Source organism: Sphingosinicella flava (genome assembly GCF_016025255.1).
Taxonomy (GTDB): Bacteria; Pseudomonadota; Alphaproteobacteria; order Sphingomonadales; family Sphingomonadaceae; genus Allosphingosinicella; species Allosphingosinicella flava.
Genome location: NZ_CP065592.1, coordinates 1,021,378 through 1,046,666 on the forward strand (window position 1 = coordinate 1,021,378; position 25,289 = coordinate 1,046,666).

The 25,289-nt window shown below is 64.3% G+C and carries 21 protein-coding genes; 6 read left to right on the forward strand and 15 right to left on the reverse strand.

The window, feature by feature from the left end; all coding sequences use genetic code 11:
- Nucleotides 1-49: 49 nt before the first annotated feature.
- The 3 genes from IC614_RS05355 to IC614_RS05365 form a co-directional block, all read right to left on the reverse strand.
- Complete coding sequence (locus IC614_RS05355) at nt 50-1,645, reverse strand: carboxyl transferase domain-containing protein (protein ID WP_200972867.1); 1,596 nt, start codon at nt 1,643-1,645, stop codon at nt 50-52.
- Nucleotides 1,642-1,896 (reverse strand): hypothetical protein, encoded by a 255-nt coding sequence (locus IC614_RS05360; protein ID WP_200972868.1) that lies wholly within the window; start codon nt 1,894-1,896, stop codon nt 1,642-1,644. The genes IC614_RS05355 and IC614_RS05360 overlap by 4 nt, the downstream gene beginning before the upstream one ends.
- A gap of 103 nt (nt 1,897-1,999) precedes the next feature.
- Nucleotides 2,000-3,154, reverse strand: coding sequence for an isovaleryl-CoA dehydrogenase (locus IC614_RS05365; protein WP_200972869.1), 1,155 nt, complete (start codon nt 3,152-3,154; stop codon nt 2,000-2,002).
- A 223-nt stretch (nt 3,155-3,377) separates the two neighbouring features.
- On the opposite strand from IC614_RS05365, the gene IC614_RS05370 reads away from it, so the two are divergent.
- Nucleotides 3,378-4,562, forward strand: coding sequence for an acetyl-CoA C-acyltransferase (locus IC614_RS05370; RefSeq protein ID WP_200972870.1), 1,185 nt, complete (start codon nt 3,378-3,380; stop codon nt 4,560-4,562).
- Nucleotides 4,563-4,656: 94 nt separating this feature from the next.
- Here IC614_RS05370 and otsA read toward each other — a convergent pair whose 3' ends face one another.
- The 6 genes from otsA to IC614_RS05400 form a co-directional block, all read right to left on the reverse strand.
- Entirely contained in the window at nt 4,657-6,069 is a 1,413-nt protein-coding gene (otsA, locus tag IC614_RS05375; RefSeq protein ID WP_200972871.1) for an alpha,alpha-trehalose-phosphate synthase (UDP-forming), read from the reverse strand.
- The gene (locus tag IC614_RS05380; RefSeq protein WP_200972872.1) at nt 6,066-7,856 is read right to left on the reverse strand and encodes a glycoside hydrolase family 15 protein; all 1,791 of its coding nucleotides are present in this window, start codon (nt 7,854-7,856) and stop codon (nt 6,066-6,068) included. The genes otsA and IC614_RS05380 overlap by 4 nt, the downstream gene beginning before the upstream one ends.
- Nucleotides 7,853-8,602 (reverse strand): trehalose-phosphatase, encoded by a 750-nt coding sequence (gene otsB / locus IC614_RS05385; protein ID WP_200972873.1) that lies wholly within the window; start codon nt 8,600-8,602, stop codon nt 7,853-7,855. The genes IC614_RS05380 and otsB overlap by 4 nt, the downstream gene beginning before the upstream one ends.
- An 88-nt stretch (nt 8,603-8,690) precedes the next feature.
- Nucleotides 8,691-9,176 carry an SH3 domain-containing protein gene (locus IC614_RS05390; RefSeq protein ID WP_226372739.1) on the reverse strand — a complete coding sequence of 162 codons (486 nt, stop codon included), beginning with the start codon at nt 9,174-9,176 and terminating at the stop codon, nt 8,691-8,693.
- A gap of 13 nt (nt 9,177-9,189) precedes the next feature.
- Entirely contained in the window at nt 9,190-10,596 is a 1,407-nt protein-coding gene (locus IC614_RS05395; RefSeq protein WP_200972874.1) for an NAD(P)H-dependent flavin oxidoreductase, read from the reverse strand.
- Nucleotides 10,597-10,658: 62 nt separating this feature from the next.
- Nucleotides 10,659-11,525, reverse strand: a complete 867-nt coding sequence (locus tag IC614_RS05400; protein ID WP_200972875.1) for an alpha/beta fold hydrolase — start codon at nt 11,523-11,525, stop codon at nt 10,659-10,661.
- Between the two features lie 37 nt (nt 11,526-11,562).
- On the opposite strand from IC614_RS05400, the gene IC614_RS05405 reads away from it, so the two are divergent.
- The gene (locus IC614_RS05405; protein ID WP_226372740.1) at nt 11,563-13,227 is read left to right on the forward strand and encodes a protein adenylyltransferase SelO family protein; all 1,665 of its coding nucleotides are present in this window, start codon (nt 11,563-11,565) and stop codon (nt 13,225-13,227) included.
- A 51-nt stretch (nt 13,228-13,278) separates the two neighbouring features.
- A complete protein-coding gene (gene astD / locus IC614_RS05415; protein WP_200973107.1) occupies nt 13,279-14,706 on the forward strand; it encodes a succinylglutamate-semialdehyde dehydrogenase in 1,428 nt (475 codons plus the stop codon).
- 124 nt (nt 14,707-14,830) lie between these two features.
- Here the strand turns inward: astD and IC614_RS05420 are convergent, their stop codons facing one another.
- Nucleotides 14,831-15,967, reverse strand: a complete 1,137-nt coding sequence (locus IC614_RS05420; RefSeq protein WP_200972876.1) for a sensor histidine kinase — start codon at nt 15,965-15,967, stop codon at nt 14,831-14,833.
- A 63-nt stretch (nt 15,968-16,030) separates the two neighbouring features.
- The gene (locus IC614_RS05425; protein WP_200972877.1) at nt 16,031-17,542 is read right to left on the reverse strand and encodes a replicative DNA helicase; all 1,512 of its coding nucleotides are present in this window, start codon (nt 17,540-17,542) and stop codon (nt 16,031-16,033) included.
- A 103-nt stretch (nt 17,543-17,645) separates the two neighbouring features.
- On the opposite strand from IC614_RS05425, the gene IC614_RS05430 reads away from it, so the two are divergent.
- Complete coding sequence (locus IC614_RS05430; RefSeq protein ID WP_200972878.1) at nt 17,646-18,110, forward strand: UPF0262 family protein; 465 nt, start codon at nt 17,646-17,648, stop codon at nt 18,108-18,110.
- Between the two features lie 62 nt (nt 18,111-18,172).
- Nucleotides 18,173-18,727, forward strand: a complete 555-nt coding sequence (gene dcd, locus IC614_RS05435) for a dCTP deaminase (protein ID WP_200972879.1) — start codon at nt 18,173-18,175, stop codon at nt 18,725-18,727.
- A 30-nt stretch (nt 18,728-18,757) separates the two neighbouring features.
- Here the strand turns inward: dcd and IC614_RS05440 are convergent, their stop codons facing one another.
- The 3 genes from IC614_RS05440 to IC614_RS05450 all read right to left on the reverse strand — a co-directional run bounded on the left by IC614_RS05440 (nt 18,758) and on the right by IC614_RS05450 (nt 21,535).
- Complete coding sequence (locus IC614_RS05440) at nt 18,758-19,318, reverse strand: NADPH-dependent FMN reductase (RefSeq protein ID WP_200972880.1); 561 nt, start codon at nt 19,316-19,318, stop codon at nt 18,758-18,760.
- A 19-nt stretch (nt 19,319-19,337) separates the two neighbouring features.
- Entirely contained in the window at nt 19,338-20,825 is a 1,488-nt protein-coding gene (locus IC614_RS05445; RefSeq protein WP_200972881.1) for an ATP-binding protein, read from the reverse strand.
- A 98-nt stretch (nt 20,826-20,923) separates the two neighbouring features.
- Entirely contained in the window at nt 20,924-21,535 is a 612-nt protein-coding gene (locus IC614_RS05450) for a DUF1579 family protein (RefSeq protein WP_200972882.1), read from the reverse strand.
- Between the two features lie 143 nt (nt 21,536-21,678).
- Between IC614_RS05450 and IC614_RS05455 the strand changes: the two genes are divergently transcribed.
- The gene (locus tag IC614_RS05455) at nt 21,679-22,890 is read left to right on the forward strand and encodes a hypothetical protein (RefSeq protein WP_200972883.1); all 1,212 of its coding nucleotides are present in this window, start codon (nt 21,679-21,681) and stop codon (nt 22,888-22,890) included.
- A gap of 6 nt (nt 22,891-22,896) precedes the next feature.
- On the opposite strand, the gene IC614_RS05460 is transcribed toward IC614_RS05455, so the two are convergent.
- Complete coding sequence (locus IC614_RS05460; protein ID WP_200972884.1) at nt 22,897-25,218, reverse strand: ribonuclease R family protein; 2,322 nt, start codon at nt 25,216-25,218, stop codon at nt 22,897-22,899.
- Nucleotides 25,219-25,289 lie beyond the last annotated feature (71 nt).

Sequence of the window (25,289 nt, forward strand, 5' to 3'; positions counted from 1 at the left end):
CTGGTCCCCCTCCCCGTTCCGGGGAGGATTTCTAGGTTGGCGCTCATCGTCACATCCGGAAGATGCCGAACTGGGCGCGTTCGGGGATGGGGGCGTTGAGGGTGGCGGCGAAAGCGAGACCGAGGACGTCGCGGGTTTGGGCGGGGTCGATGATGCCGTCATCCCACAGGCGGGCGGTGGCGTAGTATGGGTTGCCTTCGTCTTCATATTTTTGGCGGATCGGGGCTTTAAAGGCTTCGGCTTCTTCGGCGCCCCAAGTCTCGGCGTCGCGGTGGACGGTGGCGAGCACGCTCGCTGCTTGTTCGCCGCCCATCACGCTGATCCGGCTGTTCGGCCAGGTGAAGAGGAAGCGCGGGCTATAAGCCCGGCCGCACATGCCGTAATTACCGGCGCCGAAGCTGCCGCCGATCAGCACGGTGATCTTGGGCACCTGCGCGGTGGCGACAGCGGTGACGAGCTTGGCGCCATGCTTGGCGATCCCTTCCGCCTCATATTTGCCGCCGACCATGAAGCCCGAAATGTTCTGGAGGAACAGGAGGGGTGTGCGGCGCTGGCAGGCGAGTTCGATGAAATGGGCGCCCTTTTGCGCGCTTTCGCTGAACAGGATGCCGTTATTGGCGAGGATCGCGACCGGCATGCCCCAGATGCGGGCGAAACCGCAGACGAGGGTCGAGCCGTAGAGCGGCTTGAATTCGTGGAATTCGCTGCCGTCGACGATGCGGGCGATGACTTCGTGCACGTCATAGGGGGTGCGGACATCGTCGGGGATGATGCCGTACAGGTCTTCGGCGTCGAATTTCGGCGGGACCGGATCGGCGATGTCGATGTCCAGCGCCTTCACCGTGTTGAGGCGGGCCACGATGTCGCGGACGATGGCGAGGGCGTGCTCGTCATTTTCGGCGAGGTGATCGACCACGCCGGACTTGCGGGCGTGGAGGTCGCCGCCGCCGAGATCCTCGGCGCTGATCACTTCCCCCGTCGCGGCCTTCACCAGCGGGGGGCCGCCGAGGAAGATCGTGCCCTGATTGCGGACGATCACCGTCTCGTCCGACATTGCGGGCACATAGGCGCCGCCCGCGGTGCAGCTGCCCATCACGCAGGCGATCTGGGCGATGCCTTGGGAGGACATCTGCGCCTGGTTGAAGAAGATGCGGCCGAAATGCTCCTTGTCCGGGAAGACTTCCGCCTGGTGAGGAAGGTTCGCGCCGCCTGAATCGACCAGATAGACGCAGGGCAGCAGGTTCTGGAGGGCGATCTCCTGGGCGCGCAGGTGCTTCTTCACCGTCATCGGGAAGTAGGCGCCGCCCTTCACGGTGGGATCGTTGGCGACGATCATCACCTCGCGGCCCGACACGCGGCCGATGCCGCAGATCATGCCGGCGCCGGGCGCCTCGTCGCCATACATGCCGCTCGCGGCGAGCTGGCCGATTTCAAGGAAGGGCGAGCCGGGATCGAGGAGGCGTGTGACTCGGTCGCGCGGCAGCAGCTTGCCGCGCGAGACGTGGCGTTCGCGATGCTTTTCGGGACCACCCTGCGCGGCCTGTGCCGCCTTGGTCCGGAGTGCGTCCACGAGGCCGCGATTATGTTCGGAGTAGCGTCGGAAGGCGTCGGAGCCTTCGTCCACTTTCGAGGTGAGAGCCGTCATGCAGGTTTTTTCCTGATCAGATAGCGGTAGACGCCGACGAGATTGATGCAGAGGAGGATGGCGTTCTGCGTCCAGAGCGCGCCTTCTTCATCGGTGAGCCCATAGACGATGAAGGCGATGGACGAGGTGCAGAACAGCACCATCGCATAGCCGGTGACCTTGCGGCCGAGGTCGAGCGCGACGAGCAGGGCGGCGAAGGCCGCGCTTCCGGCCGCATACCATTCGACGATTTCGACGAGTTTCTGGCTCACATCTTCCCCGTCGCTCCGGCGAAAGCCGGAGTCTCAGTGTCCTTTCCGTGCCGAGATTCCGGCTGTCGCCGGAATGACGCGGAAGGATTGGGGGTGGAAAGCGTCATGCGGCCCCGATCAGTTCGCGGCCGATCAGCATGCGGCGGATTTCGTTGGTGCCCGCGCCGATGTCGAGGAGCTTGGCGTCGCGCATGTAGCGTTCGACCGGCCAGTCCTTCGTATAACCCGCGCCGCCCAGGGCCTGGATGGCCTCGAGCGAGGTTTTGACGGCGTTCTCGGACGCGAGCAGGATCGCGCCCGCGGCGTCGAAGCGGGTCGTCTTGCCGGCATCGCAGGCGCGGGCGACGGCGTAGACGTAGGCGCGGGCGCTGTTCAGCGCGACATACATGTCGGCGACCTTGGCCTGGATGAGCTGGAAGCTGCCGATCGGGTTGCCGAATTGCTTGCGCTCGCGGACGTAGGGAAGGACGACGTCGAGGCAGGCCTGCATGATGCCGAGCTGGATGCCGGCGAGCACGGTGCGCTCATAATCGAGGCCGGACATGAGGACGCCGACACCGCCGTTGAGCGGACCCATGACATTTTCTTCGGGCACCTCGCAGTCGTTGAAGACGAGCTCCGCCGTCGGCGATCCGCGCATGCCCATTTTCGGGATCTTCTGGCCGATGGAGAAGCCGGGCATGTCCTTTTCGATGATGAAGGTGGTGATGCCCCGGCTCCCCTCGCCCGTCTTGGCGTAGACGACGAGCGTATCGGCATAGGCCGCATTGGTGATCCAGAATTTGGTGCCGTTAAGGACGTAGCGGTCGCCCTTCTTTTCCGCGCGCATCTTCATGCCGACGACGTCGGACCCGGCGCCCGCTTCGGACATGGCGAGGGAGCCGATATGTTCGCCGCTGATGAGCTTGGGGAGATATTTCGCCTTCTGCTCCGGCGAGGCCCAGCGACGGATCTGGTTGACGCAGAGGTTCGAGTGGGCGCCGTAGCTGAGGCCGATCGAGGCGGAAGCGCGGGCGATCTCCTCTTGAGCGACGACATGTTCGAGATAGCCGAGTCCGAGCCCGCCAAATTCTTCCTCCACCGTGATGCCGTGGAGGCCGAGCGCGCCCATTTCGGGCCAGAGTTCGACCGGGAACCAGTCTTCCTCGTCAATGCGGGCCGCGAGCGGCTGGATGCGGTCGGCGGCGAAACGGGCGGTGGTGTCGCGGATGGCATCCGCCATCTCGCCGAGCGCGAAATCGAGTCCGAAGTCGGACATGTGCAGCCTCTCCCTTATTTTGATCCGGCCCTAGCGAAGGGGAAGGATTTGAACAAGGCGGCAAGGCGGCTTATGTGCAGTGCAACATTCACTTCTCCTCCCCCTTGATGGGGGAGGCTGGATGGGGATGATCTACGACGTAGGGCTCGTTCCTTCCGGAGACATCACCCCCATCCAACCCTCCCCCATCAAGGGGGAGGGCTTTAGATACGGAGCCTTTCACATGACCGATCCAGTCGTCATTCTTTCCTATGCCCGCACGCCGATGGGCGCGTTTCAGGGCAGTTTGTCGAGCGTCAGCGCGCCGGAGCTTGGCGCGGTCGCGGTGAAAGCCGCCGTCGAGCGCGCGGGGATTTCGACCGACGATGTCGAGCGCATCTATATGGGCTGCGTGCTGTCCGCGGGCCTCGGTCAGGCGCCCGCGCGGCAGGCGGCGATCAAGGCGGGACTGCCGAAGAATGTGGAGGCCGTCACCATCAACAAGATGTGCGGTTCGGGCATGAAAGCGGCGATGATGGCGGCCGATTCCATCGCGGCGGGATCGAGCGACATCATCATCGCGGGCGGCATGGAGAGCATGACCAACGCGCCCTACCTCATGAAGAAGCATCGCGGCGGCGCGCGGATCGGCCATGACGCGATTTACGACCATATGATGCTGGATGGTCTGGAAGATGCCTATGAGCCGGGCCGGGCGATGGGCACTTTCGCCGAGGATACGTCGCGCGAATATCAGTTCACGCGCGAGGCGCAGGATGCCTATGCGATCGAGTCGCTCGCGCGCGCCGTGAAAGCGCAGGATAGCGGCGGATTCGACAAGGAAATCGTGCCCGTCACCGTCAAGACCCGCGCGGGCGAAGAGGTGGTGAGCCAGGACGAAAGCCCGAAGAAGGGCAAACCCGAAAAAATCCCGTCGCTGAAGCCCGCTTTCGCCAAGGACGGCACGATCACCGCGGCGACGTCATCGTCGATCAACGATGGCGCGGCCGCCCTTGTTCTGGCGCGCGAATCCGTCGCGGCAGCCAAGGGGCTGAAGCCGGTGGCGCGAATCGTCGGCCACACCGCCCACGCCCGCGAGCCGGAGAAATTCACCACCGCCCCGATCGGCGCGGTCGAGCGGCTGCTGGAAAAGACCGGCTGGAAGGTCGAGGATGTCGACCTGTTCGAGATCAACGAAGCCTTCGCCTGCGTGTCGATGGCCGCGATGCGCGACCTCGGCATTCCGCACGAAAAGGTGAACGTGCATGGCGGCGCGGTTGCGCTCGGCCACCCGATCGGCGCCTCTGGCGCGCGCATCCTGTCCACCTTGCTCGCCGCGCTTGAGCGGACCGGGGGCAAGCGGGGCATTGCCAGCCTTTGCATCGGCGGCGGCGAAGCCACCGCGATGGCGGTTGAGCTGGTGGATTGAGCGCGTAACCTCGTCATTGCGAGAAGCGTAGCGACGAAGCAATCCAGCGGTACCAGCATCTGGATTGCTTCGCTTCGCTCGCAATGACGACAGGCTATTTCCCCTCCGGCGGCGGTTCCGGTTCGCGTATTCGCGCCCCTTCGAGCGCCGCGACGAAATCGTGGCGCCATTTGACGACATCCTCGTCCCGCACGCTTTCCATCATGCTCCGCCAGCGGCGGATGCGCTCTTCACGCGGCATTTCGAGCGCGGTCTTGATCGCGTCGCTCACTTCGTCGGCGCTGTAAGGATTGACGAGAAGAGCATCCTTCAATTGCAGCGCAGCGCCCGCGAAGCGGGAGAGGATGAGAACGCCGGGATCGTCGGGATCCTGGGCCGCCACATATTCCTTGGCGACGAGATTCATGCCGTCGCGCAGGGGGGTGATGAGCGCGATCTGCGCGGCGCGATAGAAACCGGCGAGGCTGGCGCGGTCATAGCCCTGGTTGACGTAGCGGACGGGCACCCAGTCGATTTCCGCGAATGCGCCGTTGATGCGCCCCGACAGGCCGTCGAGATTGTCGCGTATCTCCTCGTACGTCGACACCTCCTCGCGTGTCGGCGGCGCGATCTGGAGCATGAATAGCTCGCCATGGCGGTCGGGATTGTTTTCCAGAAACCGCTGATAGCCGGTGAAGCGTTCCTGGAGCCCCTTCGAATAATCGAGGCGGTCGACGCCGATGATGACCTTTCGGTCGGCCGCACTTTCCCGCAGGCGATTGCAGGCTTGATGGGCGAGCGGCGAGCGGCTCGCTTCCATGAAATCGTCATAATCAATGCCGATCGGGTAGGCCGCGACATGGACCGTGCGGTCGCCGACGTGCAGCGTTCCGTCAGCGTCCAGGTTGCCGCCAAGTTCGCGCACCACATAATCGCGAAACGCCTCCAGCCACTCGCGAGTCTGAAAGCCGATCAGGTCGTAGGCGAGGAGCGAACGCACCAGTTTCTGGTGATCGGGTAGCGAGACGAGCAGGCGTCCCGGCGGCCATGGGATATGGAGGAAGAAGCCGATCCGATTCTTCAGGCCCCGGGCCCGCAATTCTGCACCCAGTGGAATCAGATGGTAATCGTGAACCCAGACGAGATCGTCCTGATCGATGAGCGGCGTCACCGTTTCGGCGAACCGCTCGTTCACCCGCTGATAGCCGCTGTCGAAGCTGCGGTCATATTCGGCCAGATCGATGCGGTAGTGGAAGAGCGGCCAGAGGGTGCGGTTGGCGTAACCGTTATAATATTCGTCCACGTCCTGATCCTCGAGATCGATGGTCGCGGTGGTGACGCCATGCGCGCGCTGCAGCTCGATATGGCCGGTAAATTCATCGGTGCGGTGGCCGGACCAGCCGAACCAAAGGCCGCGATATTCGCGCAGAGCGGCGCCCAGGGCGACGGCCAGGCCGCCTTGCGCGCCCGCCCCGCCCTCTCCCGTCGGCGCGGATACGCGATTGGAAATGACGACCAGGCGGCTCATCGGATCGCGCTCCACGGTTTCGACAGCATCACGGCGCAGTTGATGAGCCCGACCAACGAGTAGGTTTGCGGATAATTGCCCCACAATTCCCCGGTTTCGAAATCGGTGTCTTCGGATAACAGGCCGGCGGGGGTCAGGCGCTGCAGCATCTTGTCGTACAGCGCGCGCGCTTCCTCCGTACGGCCGGTGAGGTGCATCGCCTCGATCAGCCAGAAGGTGCAGAAGTTAAAAGCGGTTTCGGGAAGGCCGAAATCATCCTCGTCGGCATAGCGGAGCATATGTTCGCCGCGGCGAAGGCCCTGCTCCACGACCTCCACGGTGCGGACATAGCGCGGGTCGCGCGGCGCGACGAAGCGGATGTCGGCAAGCTGGAGCAGGCTCGCATCGAGTTCGCGTCCGCCGAACGTGGCGGCAAAGCGCTCCTCATCCCCCATCCAGGTGTCCGCTTCGATCCGTTCCCGGATTTTTTCGGCGCGTTCCCGCCAGAGCGCGGTCTTGTCCGGCAGATCCAGCGCCTCGGCGGCGTTGGCGAGCCTGTCGCAAGCCGCCCAGCTCATCGCGGCGCTATAAGTGTGGACGGACGTGCGGGTCCGGAATTCCCATAGGCCCGCGTCGGGCTGATCGTGCATCGCCCACGCACGTTCGCCGACCTTTTCCAGCGACGTGAAATCGGCCTTGGTGGCGACGCGGAACAGGCGCTGGTCGAAGAAGGCCTGGGCGTTGGACAGGACGATCTGGCCGTAGGCGTCGTGCTGGACCTGGGTGTAGGCAGCGTTCCCCACCCGCACCGGGCCCATGCCGCGATAGCCGGCAAGACTGCTCGCTTCCCATTCCTCCAGCTTCGCCTCGCCAGTGACGGCGTAGAGCGGTTGGATATGCCCGCCCTTCGCGTCGTCGACGATGTTGCGCAGATAGCTTAAATAGCCTTCGAGGACGTCGAGAGCGCCGAGGCGGTTCAGGGCCTGCACCGTATAATAAGCGTCGCGCACCCAGCAATAGCGATAGTCCCAGTTGCGGCCGCTGTTGGCGGCTTCCGGGATTGAGGTGGTGAGCGCCGCGACGATGGCGCCGGTCTGTTCATGCTGGCAGAGCTTCAGCGTGATGGCGGCGCGGATCACGACATGCTGCCATTCGAGCGGAATGGCGAGACCGCGCACCCATTCGCGCCAATGGTCGGCGGTCTGGTGCAGCATCGTCGCGAGGACGTGGCCGACATTGCCCGTGAACGGCTCGTCCGGCCCGAGGAAGAAATGCTGCGCCTTTTCGAGCCGGAACCAGCGTCCTTCCAGAATATGGCCGACCGGCGCATCGGTGGTGAGGCGCAGCGGCTGCGGCTTCAGTAGATAGCGGATGTGGTTGGTGCCGCTGGTCCGCTCCGCATCCTCCTCCCCCCAGAAGGTGGCTGGATTGAGCGTCATCCGCACCCGCGGCGTCCCGGCGACGGGCCGGACGATCCGTGCGAAGGCGACCGGGCGATACATGCGGCCCGACCGTTCGAAGCGCGGGCAGAAATCGAAAATCTCCGCGACGCCGCCGTCAGAATCGGTGAGCTTGGTCACCAGGATCGGCGTGTTGCGCAGGTAACGTTGTTCCGCCTTCACCTGATTTTCGAGCGTGATCCGCCATTCGCCGCGCGGCACGTCGCTCTCCCCCTTGGGATCGAGGAGGGAGCAGAAGAGCGGATCGCCATCGACCTGCGGCGCGCAGCCCCAAACATAGCCGCCCGCCTCGTCGATGAGCGCGCTAACCTGGCAATTTCCGATCGGCCAGAGATTGAGGGTCTTCACGCCGTCTCCTCGACAAAATCGGTCAACCAGCGGGCGACGGCCGCGACGCCGTCGAAACGCCAGAGCGCGGCCGTTTCGCGCGGCGGGCCGACGAGCGCGCCGCCGCCGCCAAGCGCCGCCGCGGCCACGAAGGCGGCCTCGTCGGTCAGGTCGTCACCCACGAATATAGGACGAGCGGACATGAATTTCGGTTCCGTCATGAAAGCACGGACGGCATCCCCCTTGTCCGCGCCATGGGGGCGAAGCTCGGTCATCATCTTGCCATGCTGAACGGCAAGGCCCGCTTTTTCGGCGACGCCCCGCATGAAGGAGAGGACGTTCGCCTCCATGTCCGGCGCCTTGCGATAGTGGAGCGCGACGCCCATCGACTTGTTCTCGACGATGATGCCTTCGGCAACGGCGGCGAAATCCTGAATGGCCTTCACCGCATCGATGAGAGCGGGAGGAAGCGGCGGGGCGACGATCTCCCCGCCCGGCGCGCGGAGCTCCAGCCCATGCGATCCCGACATGGCGATACTGGCGCAATTCACATATTTCTCAAGATCGGAAATGCCCCGGCCGCTCACCAGCGCCAGGCGCCCATCGAGCCGTTCCGACAATTGGCCGAGCAATGGCCCCAGGGTTTCGGGCACGGTGATGGCATCCGGCGTATCGGCCAGCTCGACAAGAGTTCCGTCGAAATCGAGAAACAAGGCCGCGCCTTCCAGGAGAGAAAGCGGCGGCGGGGGAAGATAAGAAGATGACATGCGGCCCCTGCATAGCTTTTTCAAGAAAAGCATCAGGCGCCCGGCTGTTCCACCATCTTCTCCTCCCCCTTGATGGGGGAGGGTTATTTTAGTCGAGCGTTTCGCCCCGGTCCGTGCCCCAAAAATGGGCGGCCTGGATGAAACCCTGCTTCCCTTTCACCTCAATCCGGCACCATGTCCCGTCGCAGCGGGAGATGCGGCCGACGACCCCCGGTTCGGCCCGGAAGCGGAGGCGGGAAGCTTCGCTCGGCTTTTCATAGATCGGGCGCGGTTCGTTGCCGGTCACGAGGGCGGTGCGCGTCTCGCTCAATAGATGGACCAGCATCCAGCCGGTCGTGCCGTCCGGATCCTGCACTTTCCGCCAGCTCGGATAAACTTCCACCACCTTGATCGGCAGATCGGCGCGCCGGTAGAGCCAGGTGCCCGGATAATTGCGCCCCGGCCCCGTCCGCATCATCGCCTCGCCCGCCGAAATGGACGCCCAATATGGCGTCTTCCGCTCCTCCTGGGCGGAGGCCGCGGTGACCGACAGGGTAACCGCCAATGCGAAGAGAAGTTTCCCCAATGCGCGCACCCTCCGTCTCCGATCAATCGCCGGTCAGGATGCGGTCGACGAGTTGCTTCACCGACGGCACGAAGCCGTTCGAATAGAAAGGATCCCTCTTGAAGCGATAAGCGGCGTGGCCGGCGAACATCAGGTTTTCCTCGACCGGGCCGCCATGGGCGATGTCCTGCAGCGTCTTCTGGATGCAGAAGCTGCGCGGATCGGCGAGACGGCCGGTGCTGTTCTTTTCATTGTCCGCCCAGGACGAGAAGGCGCATTGCGACAGGCAGCCCATGCAGTCGGCCTGATCCTTGCGAATGATCGCCTTTTCCTCCGGCGTTACGAAAACGAGCGTTTCGTCAGGCGTCTTGAGCGTTTCAGTATAGCCCTGCGCATACCATTCGCGGGCATGGAGCAGATCGCCCTTCGTCACCCAGACATTCTTTTTGCCCAAAACGCCGACATCAAGCTGGAAGGCATGATCGCCCAGCTCTTCCTTGGTGAAGGCGATCTGGCGATGCGAGCGGGCTTCGAGGTTGCGCAGGAACGGATTGCGCACCGCCGAAGAGTAGAAGCCGGTGGGGGAGAAGCGATGGAGGAGGACGTCGCCTTCCTCCAGCGTCATCAGGCGTGCCTTCCACTCTTCCGGGATCGGGCTTTCCTGCGTCAAGAGCGGGCGGGTGCCGAACTGGAAGGCGATCTGGCCAAGCTCCGGATTGTCGATCCAGCCGTCCCATTCCTTCAAATTCCAGACGCCGCCCGCCATGACGATCGGCACATCGTCGGAAATGCCGCCCTGGCGCATCGTGTCGCGCAGCGCCTTGACGCGCGGATAGGGATCCTGCGGGACGAGCGGGTCTTCGGCATTGGAGAGGCCATTGTGGCCGCCCGCGAGCCAGGGGTCTTCATAGACCACGGCGGAAAGGTAATCGGCATATTTGGAATAAGCGCGCTTCCAGAGCGCGCTGAACGCGCGGGCCGAGCTGATGATCGGCAAATAGGAGACGCCATAGGAAGCGGCGATTTCGGAGAGCTTATACGGCATGCCCGCGCCGCAGGTGACGCCCGCGACCATGCCCTTCGTGCGTTCGAGTACGCCGTGCAGGATGCGCTGGGCACCGCCCATTTCCCAAAGGACGTTGATGTTGATCGCGCCCTTGCCGTTCGCCAGGTCATAGGCGCGGCGGACCTGTTCGACGGCGCCGTCGATGGCATATCGGATCAATTCTTCATGCCGGTCCCGGCGGGTGAGGGCGTTATAGACCTGGGGGATGATGCGGCCTTCAGGGTCGTAGCTATCCGCATTGACGGCCGATACGGTGCCGATGCCGCCCGCCGCGGCCCAGGCGCCCGAACTCATGTGATTGGTCGCCGATACGCCTTTGCCGCCTTCCACCAGCGGCCACACTTCCCGGCCCGCATAAACGATCGGCCTGATACCCTTGAACATCCATCCTCCAAACAATTTCGCGCGGCTATACCGGCGAAATGACATCTTGCCAAAAAAACCTGTCAGGCGCGGGCTAGCACGCGTTCCAGAAGGCGGTCGATCGCCGCCACGGCTTCCGGTTCGTCAAGCAGCGGCGTGTGACCAACGTTCGGAACGGTCACGCTTTCCATGTCCGGCAGGCGCGCATGCATCTTTTCCAACGTCGTCGCCGACAGGAGGTCGGACCGTTCGCCCCGGACGACCAAAGTGGGCACATCCTCCAGCCCCGCAAGCGCCATCCACGGATCGAAACCGGCCGTGCCGTCCGGCGCCTTGAACGGTTCGGCGATGCGCATGTCGTAATCGAAGACGATACGGCCGTTCTGACCGAGCCGGCACAGGCGCTTCGCCTGCGCAAGCCACTGGTCGAGCGTCCAGCCGGGGTAGATGCCCGCCTGCGCCTCGGCGAAATAGCGGGCGGCGTGGAGCCAGGTCGGCCAGCTTTGCGACCGCCCGACATAGGAACGGATGCGGGTGAGGCCCGCTGGGTCGAGTTCCGGACCGATATCGTTGATGAGCGCGCCCTTGAGGCGGCCCTGCTGGCTGTTCGACAAGAGCATGGTGAGGAGCCCGCCGAGCGAGGTGCCGAACAGAATGAAACGGTCCAAGGCCAGTTCGCGGATCAGCGCCTCGAGATCCTGAAGATAGACGGGCGGCACATAGGTCATCGCGTCCTTGGCATAAGCGCTTTCACCCCGCCCGCGCAGCTCGACGCAGATGACCCGCCAATCGCCCGCCAGCCGGCCCGCCACGGCTTCGAAATCGCGGGCATTGCGGGTGAGGCCGGGGATGCAGATGATCGGCGGACGCCCTTCATCTCCCGCATAGTCGCGATAATGGAGCCGCAGTCCGTCATTCGACAACCAATGTCCTTCGGCCCACGCCGCCATGCTTGCACCCTCTACGATAAGCGCCACATATTGACGGATGAACGGACTTCCACAACCCGCAAACTACCGGCCGGAAACGGCGATCCTGTCCCTGGGCACACCCTTTTACGACGCGGTCGAAGCGGCGGATTTTCCGCAGGCCATCCTGCGCTTCCGCAACGACCGCGCGGCGGCGGCGGTCGGCCTTGAAACCCTGAGCGATACGGAATGGGTTCGTCATTTCGGGCGGTTCGAGCCCCTGCCGGACAGTCTGCCGGAGCCGCTGGCGCTCCGCTATCACGGCCATCAATTCCGTACCTACAATCCCGATATCGGCGACGGACGCGGCTTCCTGTTCGCGCAATTGCGCGACCGCGAGGGGCGGCTGCTCGACCTGGGCACCAAGGGATCGGGTCAGACGCCCTATAGCCGCTTTGGCGATGGGCGGTTGACGCTGAAGGGCGGCGTGCGCGAAATCCTCGCGACGGAAATGCTGGAGGCCTTGGGGGTCGGCACGTCCAAGACCTTTTCCCTCATCGAAACCGGCGAGGCGCTGCATCGGGGCGACGAACCCTCCCCTGCCCGATCGGCCGTTCTCGTGCGCCTCAGCCACGGCCACATCCGCATCGGCACCTTCCAGCGCCTGGCCTATCATCAGGACGCGGACGCGATGCGGCGGCTCACCGATTACTGCCTGACGCATTTCTTCGGCGAAGCGGGCGGCGAGGATGGCCCGGCGCGGCTGTTCGGCCACGTGGCAAGGGGCTGCGCGCGGCTCGCCGCCTCCTACATCGCGGCGGGCTTCGTTCATGGCGTGCTCAACACCGACAATATCAACGTCACGGCGGAAAGTTTCGATTACGGCCCCTGGCGCTTCACGCCAATGTGGGACGGCCATTTCACCGCCGCTTATTTCGATCAGACCGGCCTCTATTCCTTCGGCCGCCAGCCCGAGGCCATTCATTGGAACCTGGTCCAGCTGGCCGCCGCGCTTCGCCTCATTGCGGAAGCCGAGGCGTTGACGCCAATGATCGAAGCCTTCCCGGACCTGTTCCGGAGCGAATTGGCAGGCGCGATGCTGTGGCGGCTGGGGGTCAGCCCGAAGAGCCCCGCGGAGGACGCCGCCCTGCTCATCGCCATCGAGCGGGCATTGTCCGAAAAGACGGTGACCATCGACCGCTTCTTCTTCGACTGGCGCGGCGGCCGCCTGCGCAGAGCGAACGGTGGGGCAAGGGAGACGGGGCCGATGCAGGATCCGGGAGGTGTCGCGGACGAAGCCCAGGCATCAGAGGCGGCGGAGGTTGCGCATAAACCTGGTGCAGCAGGGGAACCCGCGGCTTTCGCCGCTTCCTCTTATAAGGATACCCCTTATAAGGCGCCTTATAAGGAACACCCTTATGAGAGCGGTGCCTTTGCCGCCTTCCGGGAGGCGGTTGCGGGTTATGAGGCAGCTTGGGATGATGCGGGCTGGGACAATAGAGCTGCCGGGGCTTATGGGGTTGCCGACAGTGGACCGACCTCAGGACGTGAAACGAGGCCGGGCCATCCCGCGGCTTCAAGCGTCTGCAGCCATCCTTACTGGTCCGATGCGGAGCCCTGCTCCCTGCATATCGAAGAGGTCGAGGCGATCTGGGCGGCGATCAACGAGCAGGACGATTGGAGCCCGCTTCAGGACAAGATCGCCGCGATCCGGCGCATGGGCGAGGCCATGCGCGGCGCTTGACCGTCGCCGCCAAACATGGTGGGGCAATCCCCGCGCGCAGAGAAAGATATGATGACCGAAATCCTCGTTTCGACGGAGCCCGCGACCGGCGCGGCAATCTGGGAAAGCCCAATCGGCGACGTCGAGACCGAAGTCGCCGCGGCGCGCGCCGCCTTCCCGGCTTGGGCTGCCGAACCGCTCGCCGTTCGCACCGAAGCCTTGCGCCGCTTCGCCAACACGGTGCGCGCGCACCAGGCCGAATTCGCCGACCTGATCGCACGCGAGACGGGAAAGCCGCTGTGGGAAGCCACGACCGAGGTCGAGGCGGTGGTCAACAAGGTCGATATTTCGATCAACGCTTATTCGGAGCGGAGCGCGCAGCACCGCTTCGAGGGCGCGATGGGCGCCAAGGTGGCGCTGCGCCATAAGCCGCACGGCGTGCTCGCGGTGCTTGGGCCGTATAATTTCCCGGCGCACCTGCCCAACGGACATATCGTCCCCGCCTTGCTTGCGGGGAATGCCGTCGTGTTCAAACCGTCCGAAAAGACGCCCGCGACCGGGCAAATCCTGGTCAAATTGTTTCACGAGGCGGGCATTCCGGAGGGCGTTGTCCGATGCCTGATCGGCGGCGCCGAACAGGGCAAGGCGCTGGCGGCCCATCCCGGCATCGACGGTCTGCTCTTCACCGGCTCCGCCCGCGCGGGGGTGTCGCTGCACAAGCAGTTCGCGGAAACGCCGCAGAAGATCCTGGCGCTCGAAATGGGCGGCAACAATCCGATCGCCGTCTGGGATGCGGGCGACATGGAGGCCGCGGCGGCGATCGTCGCGCAATCGGCTTTCCTGAGCGCGGGGCAAAGGTGCAGCAACGCCCGCCGCCTGATCGTCAAGGACGGGACAGAGGAAAAGCTGTTGAAGCCGCTCCTCAAGATCGTCGACCGGATCATTGTCGGCGATCCGCACGCCAAGCCCGCGCCGTTCATGGGCCCGGTGATCGACAATCAAGCCGCCGAGCAGCTGCAAGCCGCTTATGCGAGCCTGGTGGCGAAAGGTGCCACGGTGATTCGTGCCCTGGAGCGTCGCGATCCCGCCCTCCCCTTCCTCAGTCCCGCCATCCTGGATGTGACCGATGTCGCGGACCGGCCGGACGAGGAATTGTTCGGCCCGGTCCTCCAGATCATCCGCGTTCCCGATTTCGACGCGGCCCTCGCGGAAGCGAATAACACCGCTTACGGCCTGTCCGCCGCCTTGATCGGCGGCGGCCCCGAATTGTTCGAGCGATTCTGGACCTTCGTCCATGCGGGCGTCATCAATTGGAACAAGCCGACCAACGGCGCCCCGTCCAACGCGCCGTTCGGCGGCGTCGGCCTGTCGGGCAATCATCGCCCGAGCGCCTATTACGCCGCCGATTATTGCGCCTATCCGGTCGTGTCGTCGGAAGCCGAGCAGATTCGGGGCGCGATCACCACCGGCCTTCGCGATCCGGTAACGCTGGAAGGCTGAGGGCGCCACCACTCGTCATTCCAGCGCAAGCTGGAATCTCCCTTCTTTCGCTCGGCAGTAAGGGGAAGTGAGATTCCAGCTTGCGCTGGAATGACGGGAGAGAGGAAGGAGGGATGGAAGCCGCTTAAAGGGGCGCGTCTCGCGCCTCTTTCGCCAGCGACTCCGCCCCCTGCCGCTCGTCGGCCTGCCGGTAGGGCAAGCGAATGGTGGCGCGAAAGCCCTTTTCCAGCTTTTCCGTTTCGAGTGACGCATCGCCGTCGAAGATGAGGCTCAAACGGGCACGGACGTTGGCGAGGCCGACGCCGCCGCCCTCGCCACTTTGCCTCGGCGCGACATTCTCCTCGCCTTCGTTCCTGACCTCCAGAACCAGATCGCCGCCATCGCGCTTCGCGGTCACGCGAATTTCCGCCCAACCGCGATTGCGGTGCACGCCATATTTCACGGCGTTTTCGACGAGCGGCTGGAGGATGAAATTGGGCACCGCCGCATGTTCGACCGCATCGTCATAATCGATGGCGACATCGAGCCGGTCGCCGAAACGGGCGGTTTCGATGTTCAGATAGGATTCGAGCACTTCGAACTCTTCGCCCAGCTCCCATTGATCGTCCGCCGCCGTCGCGGCGCGCAGAAAGCCGGCGAGATTGTCGCTCATCCGGCGTGCCTCGTCCGTGCGGTTGTCCACGATCAGGCTGGAAATGACGTTCAGCGAATTGCACATGAAATGCGGATTGAGCTGCATGCGCAGCATGCTGAGCTCGTTTTGCAGCGCCGCGGCGCGCGCGTCGGCAAGCTCGGTCTCGCGCAGCCTGATCTTGCGGGCGGAGGACGCGACCCACAGCAAGGCTAGGACGCAGGCGAGCTGTATCCAATAAAAGGAGCCCACGATCACCATGAAACGCGGCACGAGGGGGAGCGGCCGGTGGCTGGGGATGATCAGGTGAATGGAATTCTGGATGCCGTAATCGAGGAAGGTCTGGACTGCTGCCGCGACGGTCAAGGCAAGCGGAATGAGAAGAAGCCCGAGCCAAAGCGGCCGTCCGGCTAGCACCTTCATCGTGACGAGCAAGATGCCGGATGCGAGAACGCCCGCCGCAATGCCGAAAACGGAACCGACGAACTCGCTGAAATGCTCGATGCGCCCAGTCAGGAAATTGGTGAGGATGATGATCGAGGCGACCGCGAAGATCAGGACGAAAGCGAGTTGGGCGGCCTCTCTTACAGGCGGAGGCGCGATATCGAGCCTTTTATTGAGTACCCGCATGAACCCTCGCGAACGTTTCGCACCTGAACAGTTTTGCTGTCGCAGGGTTCCAGCTGCTTGTTCTTATCCCCGCATTTCCGGCGTGTAGCTGTCGTCGATATAGTCGCTGAACCGGGTAATCTTGCTGTCGAAGCGGAGCTTGACCTTGCCGGTGGCGCCGTGGCGCTGTTTGGCGATGATGAGTTCGGAGAGGCCATAGGCGCGCTCCATGTCGCGCGCCCAGCTTTCATGGGCTTCGAACGTTTTGGCATCGTCGCCGTCGATCGGGCGCTTGGGCTCGCGGGCGGCGACATAATATTCCTCGCGATAGACGAACATGACGATATCGGCGTCCTGTTCGATCGAGCCGGATTCGCGAAGGTCGGAAAGCTGCGGGCGCTTGTCTTCGCGCTGCTCGACGGCGCGGCTGAGCTGCGACAAAGCGAGGACGGGGACACTGAGCTCCTTGGCCAGGGTCTTGAGGCCGCGGCTGATTTCCGAAATTTCCTGAACGCGGTTGCCGTCCGATGACTTGCCGCTGCCTTGGAGAAGCTGGAGATAGTCGACGACGATCAGGCCGATGCCGCGCTGGCGCTTCAAACGACGGGCGCGGGTGCGCAGCGCCGCGATGGTAAGGCCCGCCGTGTCGTCGATATAGAGCGGCAGGCTTTCGAGATCGGCGGCGGCGCGGGCGAGATTGCGGAAATCCTGCTGGCTGATCTTGCCCATGCGCAGATTTTCCGAGCTGATGCCGGATTGTTCGGAGAGAATGCGGGTCGCGAGCTGGTCCGCCGACATTTCGAGGCTGAAGAAGGCCACCGCCGCGCCCGCCGATTTCTCCTGCGGGATGCCGTCCTCAAGGTCGCGCACCAACCGTTGGGCCGCATTGAAGGCGATGTTGGTGGCGAGCGAGGTCTTGCCCATGCCGGGGCGTCCGGCGAGGATCAGAAGGTCGGACGGGTGGAGACCGCCGGTCTTCACGTTCACCGTGTCGAGACCGGTGGTGACGCCGGACAAGCCGCCGCCGGTATTCAGCGCCTTTTCGGCCATTTCGATGGCCATGCGGGTCGCCTGGGCGAAGCTCTTGGTGCTCCCCTCCCCGCCGCCTTCTTCGGCCACGCGGTAGAGCGCGCCTTCCGCCGCCTCGATCTGGCCTTTGGGGTCGACTTCCTCGGACGTGTCGAGCGCGCTTTCGACCATTTCGCGGCCGACGCCGATCAGGGCGCGGAGCAAGGCGAGATCGTAAATCTGCCCGGCGAAATCGCGGGCGCCGATGATCGCGGCACCGGAACCAGTCAGCTGCGCGAGATAGGCAGGGCCGCCAAGCTCCTTCATCTCCTCATCCGCCTCGAACATCGGGCGGAGGGTGACGGGACTGGCGATCATGTTGCGGTCGACCAGCTTCAGGATCGCCTCGTAGATGCGAGCGTGGAGCGGCTCGTGGAAATGATCGGGCCGCAGCTTCATCTGAATGTCTTCGCACAGGCGGTTGTCGATCATCAGCGCGCCGAGCAACGCCGCCTCCGCCTCGATGTTGTGCGGGAGCGCAGTCGCTTCGGGCGCGGGGGGATCAACAAGTCGGAGTGCGTCGGCCATGTCGTCCCAATAGACGATTATCGGTTCGCCAGATAGGATGCCGGCGACGATTTCCGTGGAATGGCCTGTGGATAAGCCATGCTGCACGCGCTAACAGGAGCGGATGGGCGAGCCGCGCATCATCGACATCAAGCTCGACGAGCGGACGATCATCCGCCGCGGCGAGGATGTCGAGCGGGAGCGACAGGTCGCGATCTTCGACCTGCTCGAAAACAACCATTTCGCGCCCGAGGGTCTCGATGGCCCCTTCAAGGTGCTGATGCGGGTGGAGGACAATCGCCTCGCCATCGACATCCATGATGCCGAGGAAGAGTTGTTGGAGACGGTGCGGATCGGGCTCGCCCGCTTCCGGCGGCCGGTGAAAGATTATTTCGCCATCTGCGACAGCTATTTCAAAACACTGCGGTCCGACTCGCCCCAAGGGATTGAAGCGATCGACATGGCACGGCGCGGCCTTCACAACGAAGCGGCCGAGCTGCTCCAGGAATGCCTAGACGGCAAGATCGAGCTGGATTTCGATACCGCGCGCCAGCTCTTCACCCTGATCTGCGTGCTGCACATCAAATAGGCTTGCCCTCTGCCGCGCGAGCCGCGAAAGCTCGTCCGCATATTCGAAATCGGGGGGCGTTCATGTCGATCATGTCGGACAAGTGGATTCGCGAGAAGGCGCTGTCCGAAGGCATGATCGAACCGTTCGTGGACAGCCAGCGGCGGGAAGGCACGATCAGCTACGGCCTCTCCTCCTACGGCTACGACGCCCGCGTCGCCGACGAGTTCAAGATCTTCACCAATGTCGACAACGCCGTGGTCGACCCCAAGGATTTCGCGTCGAACAGCTTCGTCGACCGCAAGACCGATGTCTGCATCATTCCGCCCAACAGTTTCGCGCTCGCCCGGACGGTCGAATATTTCCGGGTGCCGCGCGACGTGCTGGTCATCTGCCTTGGCAAATCCACTTATGCGCGGTGCGGGATCATCGTCAACGTGACCCCTCTGGAGCCCGGCTGGGAAGGCCATGTCACGCTCGAATTTTCGAACACGACGCCGCTTCCCGCCAAGATTTACGCCAATGAAGGGGCCTGCCAGTTCCTTTTCCTGCAGGGCAACGAACCCTGCGAAACGAGCTACGCCGACCGCGCGGGCAAATATATGGGCCAGCGCGGGGTGACTTTGCCGAAGCTGTAATCCCTTCGTCAGGCCGAACTTGAGCCGGTATCAGGCGGCGAGCTTTTCCACCCAGTCCGCATAAGCATGAATGAATGTCCGGAGGAAATCGCGGGTGCCTTCCTTTTGAATTTCGCCAGTCTCGTCGAACAGGTCGCCCGCGCCGCTGACATAGGCTTCGGGTTGCTGCATCACCGGGATGTCGAGGAAGACCAGCGATTGGCGCAGATGATGATGCGCGCCGAACCCTCCCAGCGCGCCGGGTGAAACGCTGACGACGCCGCCCGGCTTCTTCGTCAACGCGCCCTTGCCATAGGGGCGCGAACCGACGTCGATGGCGTTCTTGAGGGCGCCTGGCACCGAGCGGTTATATTCGGGCGTTACGAACAGAAATGCGTCGGCGGTGCGAACCTGATCGCGAAAGCGGGTCCACTGCGCGGGCGGCGCATCCTTGTCCCGATCCTCGTTGTAGAGCGGCAAATCGCCAATCTCGACGATGTCGAGCGTCAAATGTGCGGGCGCGAGCTTCGCCAGCGCAAGAGCAGTCTTGCGGCTCAAGGATGCCTTGCGGAGGCTTCCGACGAAGACGGCGACTTTGCGATCCTGCGGCATAAGGCTTCCCTCTTGGTTGTCAGCGAGAGCGCGTGAAGAGGTCCGCCGGTTCCGGCTTGGGCTCGGCGGATGCGGTGGTCCAGCCGAGCGTAGGCAAGCCGATCGAGCGGCGGCCGGAGAGATCGGTCCGGACGACGATATGGCCCTGGTCCTCGATGAATTGAAGGAGGCGGCGGACGCGGCCGGGTGAGCGGGTGCCGTATATTTCGGCAATGGCGTCGTCTGACGGACATTCCGCCCCGTGACGCGCGGCGCGGGCGATGAAGAGGAAGGTGCCGAGCATGTCCTCCGGCAAAGTGCCCGCGATGGCGAGCGCATCGGCCCAGCCTTCCTCATCCTCGCGGAAAATGCCAGCCTTCGCCATGCCGAGGCGGCGGCGGAAGGCGGCGATGTCGAGACCGGGATTGCCGAGCCGGCGCATGCGGCAGCGCGTGGCGAAATCCTGGAACAGGACGGCAGGCTGCTGGAAGGCGGAGGCCGGATCGGCGACGATTTCGCGCAACGCCTCCGCGACGATATCCTCTTTCTCTTCATCCCCGATATGTGGCACTTGCGGCGCGGTGGCGGACGGTGCGGGCGCGGCGATGGAACGCATGAGGTCTGCCGCTGGCACCGCCTCGCGGGGTGGGGGCGGAGGCGGTGGCGGGCTTGCCTCGATCGGTGCGAAAAGGAGCGATTGGAGGTCGCCTCCGCCCGGCTGGGGAAGCGGCATCAGCTTCGGGCTGGAGGTGCGCGCCGACGTCTTCACCGCGCCGATCTTCACCGCGACCGGGCGCCGCGAGATTGCGGGGCCCAGCGCAAGGAAATGGCCGCGCGCAAGGTCGCGTATCCCCTCGGCCTGCCGCCGCTCCATGCCCAGCAGGTCGGCGGCGCGAGCCATGTCGATGTCGAGGAAGGTGCGACCCATCAGAAAGTTGGATGCCTCTGCCGCGACATTCTTGGCGAGCTTGGCAAGGCGCTGGGTGGCGATGACGCCCGCCAGGCCGCGCTTGCGGCCCCGGCACATAAGGTTGGTCATCGCGCCAAGGCAGGTGCGGCGCGCCTCGTCCGAGACTTCGCCGGCGGCGGCGGGCGCGAAGACCTGCGCCTCGTCCACCACGACGAGCGCAGGATACCAATGATCGCGCGGCGCGTCGAACAGCGCGCCTAGGAAGGCGGCGGCGCAGCGCATCTGCTCCTCCATCTCCAAGCCTTCGAGACTGAGGACGACAGAGGCACGATGCTCGCGGATGCGTTGGGCGAGACGGGCGATCTCGACCAGGCTGTAATCGGCGCCTTCCACCACGACATGGCCGAAGGCGTCGGAAAGCGTGACGAAATCGCCTTCCGGATCGATGACGATCTGTTGGACAGTGCCCGCGCTGCCTTCGAGAAGGCGGCGGAGAAGGTGCGACTTGCCGGAGCCCGAATTGCCCTGGACGAGCAAGCGAGTTGCCAGCAGCTCTTCGAGATCCATCTCGATCGGCTGCCCGGCGCCGTCCACCCCCATGTCGATCTGCACGCTCACCCCTCGCCTTTGAACGGCTTGGCGGCCGCGAGGCAAGGCGGGAGCGGCAGAAGGATCGAGAAAGCTGGGGATAAGCCCGGCTTACCTCTTGTGATTTTTCAATTCTTTCGGCGCGTGAAAATGATGTGGACCATAGGAACCTCCCCAGTACGGAACAGAGCAACGCTCTTGAATTCTCGAATGTCCGGGCCTTTTACTTCCTCGCTGAAGAGATAGCGGTTGTAGGTGCCTGGGATAAGGCCGGGCACGTCAGCGTGCCATGTCAGCTTCTTTTTTTCCGCATCCCACCGACCCTTGTCGAGGCGCATGTTGTGCATGTTGTTGTCGGTCCACACGCCGACCATCTCATTCTTGACGCTATCGAATCCAAGAATGGCAGTACCCTGATAGGGCGTGCCGTCGACCGCAAGCTCGTCGAGCAGCCACATGCCGGCGGATTTCAGTGTCCGCTTCATGACGCCTTTCGCCTTCTGATCGGGCTTTCCTGCTTCCTGTGAGGGGAAGGTAATGTCCGCATCCCAGGTGCCGGCCGCATCCGCCATGAATGCCTTGAATTCGGCGACCCTGTCGGGCGCCGGGGCTGCGGCCGGCGCCGTCTGCGCCGACGCGGCGGTGCCAAGGCTGCAAGCCAATGCCAAAGCGGACGCCCAAATCGCAATTTTCTTCATAATCCCTCCCCATGATCCCACGCGCTTTTCCCCCGCGCGCATGGCAGGCAGATAGAAGATTTCCTAATCATGGCAAAGCCATTCATTCGTCACTCAGGATGGGTCGCTCATCGCATGCCGGACGAAATGCCTCTGGACTCAGCGCGCGAGGGCAATAGGACGCTTGAACCACCATGCCGATGACAATGCCGAAACCGACAACGATCCGATTTGCCGCGGGCGCAGCCCTGCTGGCGCTTGCCACCCCTGCTTTCCCGCAGACGCAAGACAGTGGAGCGATCGGGACGCCCGCTCTCCAGAATTTCGACTTGCGCGGCGAGCGGGTGGTGCCTGACCGGACCGGACCCGTCGATCCCGAACGCAATGCCCAGCCCCAGGCACAACAGCCCCAGCCGCAGGCCCAGACGGCGGCGCCCGTCCAGCAACCGCCGCAGGCGGCGCCCGTGCGCCTGGAACCGGCGCCGCCGCCCGTCTCGCGCGGCACGGCCACCACGCCAACTCTGCCATCACGGCAGGGCGTGACGCGCCAGCCTCCAATCGCGCAGGAAACGGCATCGGCCGCCGCGCCTGCGGCCGTCGCGGCACCCTCCATTCCCCCCGCAGGTTCCAGCGCGGCGTTCGCGCCCGATGCCGTCCCGCCGGCGGCGATGGACAATCCCGCTCTTCCCGTCCCGGTGGAAGCGCCGGCGGAGGGCTGGCCGATATGGCCGCTTGCCGGAGGCATTCTGGCGCTGGTCCTCGCGGCTTATGCCTTTGGCCGCCGCAATCGCGCCGCGCCTGCCCCCGCTGCGGCGACGCGCACGGCGGCCCCGGTTCCCGCGCCGCAGCCGGGTCCAATGCCGGTCGCTCCCTTGCCGGCAGCGCCCCGACCGGCCGGCCGGCCGGCCCCCGGCCCCCGGGCGGAAATCGAATTGATCTTCGAGCCGACATCCACCGTTCTCGGCGACAAGGATGCGATCGTTCATTTCATCCTCACCATCCACAATCGCGGCGCAATCCCGGCACGGAACGTCCGGCTAGAAGCGCGCGTCTTCAATGCGGGCAACCGGGTGGATGCGGACATCGGCGCCTTCTTTTCTCAACCCCTGCAGCGCCGCGTTGTGCCTCTGCCCGAGCCGCTGCCGTCCGGCGAGCGGTTCGGCATTCAAGGCGAAGTCCCGATCCCGGTCGCGGACATCACGCCACTTGAAATCGAAGGCCGCCGCCTCTTCATCCCGATCGTCGCGGTGACCGCCATCTACGAATGGGAGGGTGGATCGGGCCAGACCTCCAAATCCTATATGGTCGGCGTCGAAGCCCAGCAGACCGGCAAGATGGGGGCCTTCCGCCTTGACCAAGGACCGCGCGTCTACCGGTCGGTCGGCCAGCGCGAGCATCGGCTGGCGCATATCGCCTGATGACGCCTAGCGGGAGCTTCGTCCGCCTTTGTGCCGGATATTGGCGGGCCGTCCGCGCTTGCCCTGCATCCGCTTTTCCGGCTTGCCGGTGCGGCCGCCATCACGGCGCAGGGCGCGGCGGACAGGCGAATCCGTGCCGCCTTCGGGAAGCGCGAAGCGAAGCGCGCCGCTGACCGGATCGGCTTCGGCAAGGCGCAGTTTCAGGCGCTGTCCCGGCGCATATTGTTCGCCGGTCTCATCGCCGGTCAGCGTCTGGCTGGCCTCGTCATAACGGAAATAATCGGTGCCAAGTGTCGAGACCGGCACCAAACCGTCCCCGCCCAATCCCACCACCGTCGCGAAGAAGCCGAAAGGCTGGACGCCGGTGATCCGGCAATCGACCAGCTCGCCGACATGGTCGGATAGATAAGCGGCGACATAGCGGTCGATCGTCTCCCGCTCCGCCTCCATGGCGCGGCGCTCGTGCTGGGAAATGAGCTCGCCCGTCACTTCCATCGCCTCGGCTTCCTGGTCGGTCAGGCCGCCATCGCCCAGGCGGTAGGCGCGGACCAGGGCGCGGTGGACGATAAGGTCGGCATAGCGGCGGATCGGGCTGGTGAAATGGGCATAGGAGCCGAGCGCGAGGCCGAAATGGCCGTGATTTTCGGGGCTGTAATAAGCCTGGGTCTGGGTACGGAGCACTTGTTCCATCACCTGCGGACGGAAATCGGCATCGCCGATCCGTTCGAGGATATGGTTGAAAGTTTGCGGCCGGACGACCTGGCCCAAGGCGAATTCCACTTCGAAGGTTTTGAGATATTCCTTCAAGGCGACGAGCTTCTCGCGGCTAGGCGGCTCGTGATCGCGATACATGACCGGCGCCTTCTTCGCCTCCAGCGCCTTGGCCGCGGCGACGTTGGCGGCGATCATATAATCTTCGATCAGCTTGTGCGCATCCAGGCGCTCGCGCGGGGCAACGGAGAGGATGCGGCCTTTCTCGTCCAGCATCACGCGGCGTTCGGGAAGGTCGAGATCGAGCGGCGCACGCTTCTGACGGGCCTTGTAGAGCGCGTTCCAGAATTGCCAGAGCGGCTTCAGCGTACCGTCCAGGAGCGCGGCCGGAACCGTCCCCTCCCCGCCTTGCAGCTCCGGCATCGCGCAGGGAGCGGAGGACACTTCGATCCGCTCTTGCCCCAGGCTGGCGTCGATCGCCGCCTGCGCATCCTCATAAGCGATGTTCGCGGCGATGCGGACGCGAGCGCGGGTAAAGCGCCAACTTTTCAGCTCCCCGCTCTTCGACACCTGCAAGTGGCAAACGAGCGCCGCGCGATCCTCGTCTTGCTTTAGGGAACAGACGTCGGCGGACAGGGTCTCGGGCAGCATCGGGACGACGCGGTCGGGGAAATAGACGCTGTTGCCGCGCTTGCGCGCTTCCTTGTCGAGCGCTGACCCGGGACGAACGTAGAAGCTGACATCCGCGATGGCGACGATCGCCTTCCAGCCGCCCGAATTCGACGGATCGTCATCCTCCGCCGCCCAGACCGCGTCGTCATGATCGCGCGCATCGGCCGGGTCGATAGCGACGATCGGGATATGTGTGAGATCTTCCCGCTCGCCTAAATCCTGCCTCGCAACTCGCTCGGCCTCATCCAGCACTTCCTGCGGAAATGTGTGGGGAATGCCGTGCTTGTGGATGGCGATCAGGCTGAAGCTGCGCGGCGCGAAGGGGTCGCCGAGGATCGTGTCGACCCGCGCCGAAACGCGCGGCGGGCGGCCGGTCTTCTCGGCGAGAACGAGATCGCCGGCTTCCGCCTCGCCCTTGTCGGATATGGGAAGCTCGCGGCGTTCGCGCTTGTCGACGGGACGCAACCAGTAACGCTCGCCCTCCTGATGGACGACGCCCATGACGAGTTCGCTGCCCTTGAGCAGCTTCTTCATCGGGTGGGCGATATAGCCGTTGCCGCGTTCCTCAGTGCGGGCGAGGATGCGGTCGCCGATGCCCAAGGCTCCCTTCCGCCCCCGCTCCTGCACGCGAATGCGCGGCTGCGGCCCTTCGGCTTCCCAGCGTTCGGGCACCGCCCAGATATTGCCGCCATCGTCCACGTCCTGAACGCGCAGCACCGTCACCTTGGGGATGCCGCCCATCCTGTGAAAAGCGCGGCCGGGGCCGCTGTCGATCAGTCCTTCGTCGCCCATGTCGCGAAGGAGCTGCTTCAATCCGATCTTGTCCTGCGCGCTGAGGCCGAACGCCTTGGCGATCTCCCTTTTGCCCACAGGCGCGTCGCTCGACTGGATGAAGTCGAGAATCTGTTCGCGTGTCGGAAGGCCGTGCCGTTGCCGTTTCGCCATTGGAGACCTTCTAAGCCGTCATGCCGGATTTGACCCGGTATCCATGAACACGGATTTGTCCGGAAATGTTC

Coding starts and splice junctions, on each gene's coding strand:
- IC614_RS05430 (WP_200972878.1), top strand. CDS start 17,646: ATGGGCGAGCCGCGCATCATCGACATCAAGCTCGACGAGCGGACGATC.
- dcd (WP_200972879.1), top strand. CDS start 18,173: ATGTCGATCATGTCGGACAAGTGGATTCGCGAGAAGGCGCTGTCCGAA.
- otsB (WP_200972873.1), bottom strand. CDS start 8,602: ATGTCATCTTCTTATCTTCCCCCGCCGCCGCTTTCTCTCCTGGAAGGC.
- IC614_RS05400 (WP_200972875.1), bottom strand. CDS start 11,525: ATGGCGGCGTGGGCCGAAGGACATTGGTTGTCGAATGACGGACTGCGG.
- IC614_RS05455 (WP_200972883.1), top strand. CDS start 21,679: ATGCCGAAACCGACAACGATCCGATTTGCCGCGGGCGCAGCCCTGCTG.
- IC614_RS05425 (WP_200972877.1), bottom strand. CDS start 17,542: ATGGCCGACGCACTCCGACTTGTTGATCCCCCCGCGCCCGAAGCGACT.
- IC614_RS05405 (WP_226372740.1), top strand. CDS start 11,563: ATGAACGGACTTCCACAACCCGCAAACTACCGGCCGGAAACGGCGATC.
- IC614_RS05365 (WP_200972869.1), bottom strand. CDS start 3,154: ATGTCCGACTTCGGACTCGATTTCGCGCTCGGCGAGATGGCGGATGCC.
- IC614_RS05460 (WP_200972884.1), bottom strand. CDS start 25,218: ATGGCGAAACGGCAACGGCACGGCCTTCCGACACGCGAACAGATTCTC.
- IC614_RS05440 (WP_200972880.1), bottom strand. CDS start 19,318: ATGCCGCAGGATCGCAAAGTCGCCGTCTTCGTCGGAAGCCTCCGCAAG.
- IC614_RS05420 (WP_200972876.1), bottom strand. CDS start 15,967: ATGCGGGTACTCAATAAAAGGCTCGATATCGCGCCTCCGCCTGTAAGA.
- IC614_RS05395 (WP_200972874.1), bottom strand. CDS start 10,596: ATGTTCAAGGGTATCAGGCCGATCGTTTATGCGGGCCGGGAAGTGTGG.
- IC614_RS05355 (WP_200972867.1), bottom strand. CDS start 1,645: ATGACGGCTCTCACCTCGAAAGTGGACGAAGGCTCCGACGCCTTCCGA.
- IC614_RS05450 (WP_200972882.1), bottom strand. CDS start 21,535: ATGCGCGCGGGGGAAAAGCGCGTGGGATCATGGGGAGGGATTATGAAG.
- astD (WP_200973107.1), top strand. CDS start 13,279: ATGACCGAAATCCTCGTTTCGACGGAGCCCGCGACCGGCGCGGCAATC.
- IC614_RS05370 (WP_200972870.1), top strand. CDS start 3,378: ATGACCGATCCAGTCGTCATTCTTTCCTATGCCCGCACGCCGATGGGC.
- otsA (WP_200972871.1), bottom strand. CDS start 6,069: ATGAGCCGCCTGGTCGTCATTTCCAATCGCGTATCCGCGCCGACGGGA.